Origin of the sequence: Photobacterium halotolerans DSM 18316, from assembly GCF_000425165.1 — a bacterium.
Classification (GTDB): domain Bacteria; phylum Pseudomonadota; class Gammaproteobacteria; order Enterobacterales; family Vibrionaceae; genus Photobacterium; species Photobacterium halotolerans.
On sequence record NZ_AULG01000038.1, the window covers coordinates 1 to 4,870 of the forward strand.

Annotated in this window: 5 protein-coding genes; all 5 read right to left on the bottom strand. The window is 50.4% G+C overall.

Annotated elements, in window-relative coordinates; translation table 11 throughout:
- Nucleotides 1-375, bottom strand: a 375-nt coding sequence (locus tag H511_RS0108945) for a DUF2786 domain-containing protein (RefSeq protein WP_027251998.1), incomplete at its 3' end; no start/stop codon positions are given.
- Nucleotides 376-384: 9 nt separating this feature from the next.
- Nucleotides 385-669 carry a hypothetical protein gene (locus H511_RS0108950; protein ID WP_027251999.1) on the bottom strand — a complete coding sequence of 95 codons (285 nt, stop codon included), beginning with the start codon at nucleotides 667-669 and terminating at the stop codon, nucleotides 385-387.
- A gap of 2 nt (nucleotides 670-671) precedes the next feature.
- Nucleotides 672-1,433, bottom strand: coding sequence for a ParA family protein (locus H511_RS0108955; protein WP_027252000.1), 762 nt, complete (start codon nucleotides 1,431-1,433; stop codon nucleotides 672-674).
- Nucleotides 1,434-1,469: 36 nt separating this feature from the next.
- Nucleotides 1,470-2,036, bottom strand: coding sequence for a helix-turn-helix domain-containing protein (locus H511_RS0108960; RefSeq protein WP_027252001.1), 567 nt, complete (start codon nucleotides 2,034-2,036; stop codon nucleotides 1,470-1,472).
- A 107-nt stretch (nucleotides 2,037-2,143) separates the two neighbouring features.
- Nucleotides 2,144-4,870 (bottom strand): LPD38 domain-containing protein (locus tag H511_RS24780; protein WP_027252002.1); only part of this gene is annotated, 2,727 nt, incomplete at its 5' end.

Consider the following 4,870-nt stretch of genomic DNA (forward strand, 5'->3'; position numbering starts at 1 on the left):
TTTCATGAACGCGAGGCGGCATATTTTCAGTTGGCGCAAGCACACATCAAACGAATATGTAGCCACTTGAACGTGTGCAGACTCGCCCACGAATTTTATAAATGATCCATTCTCAGTGTGGGTTAAATATGCCTCTACAGCGAAAGCACTCTTGATGCAGTTGGCCAGCGCCGCAATGAAGCTGGGCGGGGTCTGAGCTACACGGGTTTCAGCATCCTCACTGACCATGTGCGCCGTCAACACGTCATGATGATCAATATCATATTCCCGCATAAGGGTTTGAGCACGCCGAAGGGCTTCGGCGGCTTCATGTTCATTCGATGATTTTGCCAGCGCAAGGCATTTCTTAATCCGTTCCAGAATTCGCTTATCCATAACCCCGCCTTATGTGCGTTCCACAACCCACTTAGCTAACTTTTCGTCGCTGATCTCACCATCAATGGCCATCTGGATCAGCCCTCGGACCACACGGGACGCGGTAATATTCCCTTTATAACCATGCGTTCTGGCCAGGGTTATGATGTCGCCAGTGTAGTCCGTCAGTTCGGCTTTTTCTTCCGCAGTGCAGCGGGCGCGAACGCCGTCAGTCAAGGCGGTGCTGGCCTCAACTTTTGCTTGCTGCTTTTTTTTCGTGACTCGGTTTTGTTGGCTTAAAATACCGACTCCCATGCTTACCCCTCCACCAAGTGCTTTGCCATACGAAAGTAATCATTATTGATTTCCAGCTTAGGATTGAACTGGCGAACAGTTTTGCGTTCGGCAACAGCGGCGCGGGTGTTGGAGCTGGTGCGGATATTTAATTCACCGGTGTAATACTGGGGCACCTCACTCAGCAAGGCTTTATGAGTCTTTTGCGTGGCTGTCAGCCGGTTATCCAGCTTGTTAATGAATATATTCAGCGGAACTTTGATTTCATCGTCCAGGATCTCAACCACGTCGGCTAACATGCTGCCAACGCCCTGCATTGAAAAATCATCTGGCTCGACCGGCACAAGAAAGTGACCTGCCACCATTACTGCATTTTCATACATGATGGATCGGCCAGGGGCGCAATCAATCAGCACGAAATCAAATTGTGATTCCATCTTGCTCAGCAGCCCAGAAAGAAACGTGCTTCTGTTGCGCTTGCCGACAAAATTGTCGTCGGTTTCTTCTAACCGATAATCAGCAGGAATAATAAATACATTCTCTGCGATGGTTGGGGCGATACCGGCATCCAGCGTCATACTGCGCGGGTTGGCCATGATTTCCGCGATAGTTGTATCCGGCGTGTCCTCATGGCCAAGCGCGTGCAAAGATGAATTGCCTTGCGGGTCCATATCAATAATTAAAACGCGTTTATTGAAATGATGCGCGATGGCATCCGCAAGGTTTACCGTTGTGGTGGTCTTACCAACGCCACCCTTTTTATTAGAGATTGCAATAACTTTCATCGGTTGTAGTCCTTTTGAAGTTAAATATTACAACTATTACAACTCGCCTTTTTTCACTTGGTGAATGTAGTTGTAAATGGTGCCCATCTTAATCTCGAAATTATGTTCTTGTTTAACTTTTTGCTGAATTTTTCTTGCGCTAAAGTCTTGACGCGCCAGTTCTAACGCGCGTGTTCTTGCTTGCGGTGGGATAACAGAATTTCGTTTGCCAGTGCTTGAGCCATTTTTTACTGACTGTTTTTTTGTTTCGGGGGTGTTGGTTATAAAGGAAAGAAGTTCTTGAGGGTCAACGCCATCTTCTTTCATTAAGTCGGCTATTGCCTGCATTGCATTTAACTTTGATTGCTTCTTAGCTTGGTTGGCAGAGTCGATGAGACCGTTGAGGTTCCCAGGGGATACGCGCTTCAAAGCGGCGATTTGTCTATCCATGCCTAAATCGCAAAATCTTGCCAGCAATTCACCCCACTGCACCTTGTCGTCATCCACGGTTTCAAAGGGCTTGTTAGGGGTAATCTGGGTTACGCGTCTTGTCGGTACTGGGGCTGCATCTTGTGAAGAAAGGGCGGCACCCAATGCTTTTGCTGCTGATTCATAAGCGGTCATATCATTACATCCTGTGATAATTAATTAGCTATTAGCTAAGAGCGATAGTAGAAAAAAATAAGGGGTCGTGCAACAATTGTTCCACGACCGATTACCTTAATTTTTATTTATTGTGGGTTCTGTCTCACAAGATACTCAGCCACCTCGGCTTTCTTGCGCTTGATGTTGTCTAAAGCCCAGCGCTTTTCGTCCGAGGAAAGTTTAGGATTGTTGTAAATCATTCGTTCTTGCTTATTGAGTTTCGACAAGTACCGCTGCATCTTATCGAATTGTTTAGAACGATTGATCTCATCCCTGTGTTCCACGTAGTAGCTTTTCGCTTCTTCTGATTGTCCAGAATTAATTAACTGCCGGTAAGCTGTATGATGCTGTTTAAAATCACTCAGCATTTCATAGAACTGTTCCTGCTGTTTTGTGTACACCGGCGCATTCAGATCGCGGTATGCCCAACGAACCAGAGACCGCTCCCACCAATGCTTAGTCGGGGCATCACTTGTCGATTCTGCAATCAAATCAGGCAAGCCCGTGACTGTCACACCGAACCAGCCCAGATAACCACGCACCATATGGTCGATCTGCTTAGGCGACAGCGCGGAATCTTCCAACCCGATAGCATTCATTACACCGTAGCCGGCTTTCGATGCCAGCTTTGAAAAACCGGTGCTGTTTTCGTTGTATCCCATGTAGGCCGGCACGTTCTGATCTGCATAGTTTTCGATGCTACGGCCTCGGAACGTATCGTAGTTCGCCCATACCTCAAGTGACGGTTTGATCATTTGTGGTGTCGGGTTCAGCTGGAAGGTACTGACAAGTGTTCTCAGCAGTGCGTCTCGGAACTCTGCAGACTGCTCAGGGCTAAATCCACTTGTGGCCATGTCCATTGCTCGTTCGGTCATGGTGGCCATAGCGCCCAGCTCGAACGGCTTTGGAATGAACAACGCCTTATCGCCCAGCTTCATAAACCAGTAACCGTCTCGCTGCCAGTCCTGCAATTTCTGATAGTCCTCATCGTCGTGGTTGCGCAGGTGAAGCAACAGCGAACCCACGGCCAATGCCCCCATAACTGCAGTCAGACGCGCGCGCTTGTGTTTGTCGGACGCGTGACGGCCAAGCTTATGTAAACCCTGCAGGCGGGCATTAAGGAATGGCACAACAGAGATCAGAATGCGGGTTCCTGAGTAAGCACCGTGCGCTGAGAAGTCCAGCAAGTCGCGGGAACGGAAGGCCGCAGCAGCCAACCCGTCGCCCAGGTTCTCATCAAACACCGCTGCTCGGTTCATGTTCTCTACAGAATCAGAGAATTCGCTGTAACGACGCCACCATTGCTGCATGGACCGCTTAACATTGTTAAGGCCAAGCACCGGCACGGCTTGCAGCTCCCCGTTAATGTTGGCCATGATGTCTTGTGTTGAGTCGCCAAAGTTATTCCCGAACGCAAAAGCGCCACCACTGGCCAGCATCCGTGCCTTGAAGTGGTTGATCTGCCCGCCCATCCCGTAGAGCTTACCGCCCTTCACAAACTTGCCGCCGCCCTTCTCGGTTGCCGCCGTCTGGATCGAGTCACGAATCAGGTTACGGACTTGGAAAGCCGGTGAAGCTGTGGTCAGGTTGGTGAATACGCGTTTGAACGAACGCATGACATTCAGTGACGCACTGTTCAGGCCAATCGGGTTGAGGGCGTTGATTGCCTCGAACACAGCGCGGGCCTCCACTTCGATTTCTTTCTGGTGCGCGTTCTGACCGGCAACGGATTTAGTGAAATCAAATTCGTACTTCACTTTCTGGCCATTCTCCATCACCCAGGTTGTGCTTGTCGGGTTTGATTTCTCACCGGCTTCGCTCACGATACCGGCTTCCATGGCTTGTTCCATCGCCTTGCGTGCTGCCGCGTTTTTCATCGAGGCATCGATCAGGCGTTGCGCGTTGACCAGATAATTAGTCAGCAGATCGCCAATCTCGCGCTTCGAACCTTTGATCTCCTTAATCACGTTCGCTTTAGTCAGGCCATCATTCAGAATGCCGCTGAATGTCGCGTCCTTGTCCTCGTCCATAACGCGGTAGAACGGCACATAGAAGTCATTTTCCCACGCGGTCCGTGCGTCTTCCGAAATGATGCCCGACTGACTGGCGATATCGAGGACGCTGCTGTGGTACTCATTGAACGCCTTGTACACTTTTGCATACACAGCCGCACGGCCTTTGCCGTCTTCCATCATGCCCTGGTTGTACGCCATGCCTTCCGCAATCTGCTCATCGGTGAACAGGCGTTCTTCATACGACTGCTTGTCTTTCAAGTTGTTCGCACGGTTCGCCGCGATCCATGCCATGAAGCGCTTGATCTCAGCCTCGCTGCCCAATACGGCCAACTCACCCAGAAAGCCTTCCTTGTCGCCTGCTTTGCGCTTCACAGCATCCAACGTTACGCCGGATTGGTCCCAGGCCACTTTGCCGTACTGCATCATGACCTTGAATGCACCATGAGACGCGCCGACAAGACGGGCTTGCACCCATGTTGACAGCTCAGGCTTTTGCAGTGGGTCCAGCCCCATCGCCTGATCCAACTCGCGCAATGCGTGGTATCGGTCAAACACACCAGACTGAATACTGTCCACAATCTTTTTGCCAGCCTCCGTGGCCCTTTCTTTTAGGGATTTCGGGGTAGGCGTGACGTTGACCAACTCATGAAAGCTTTTGCCGGTCTTTGCCGGGAACACGTCATCCGCCATGACCTGCGCGTTTACGATATCCCCCATCACCTCGGAATCGTTAGCCGTCATGATGCTTTCTGTTATGCGAATCAGCTCACCCAGGGCTGTGTAATCAGATCGCTTGAT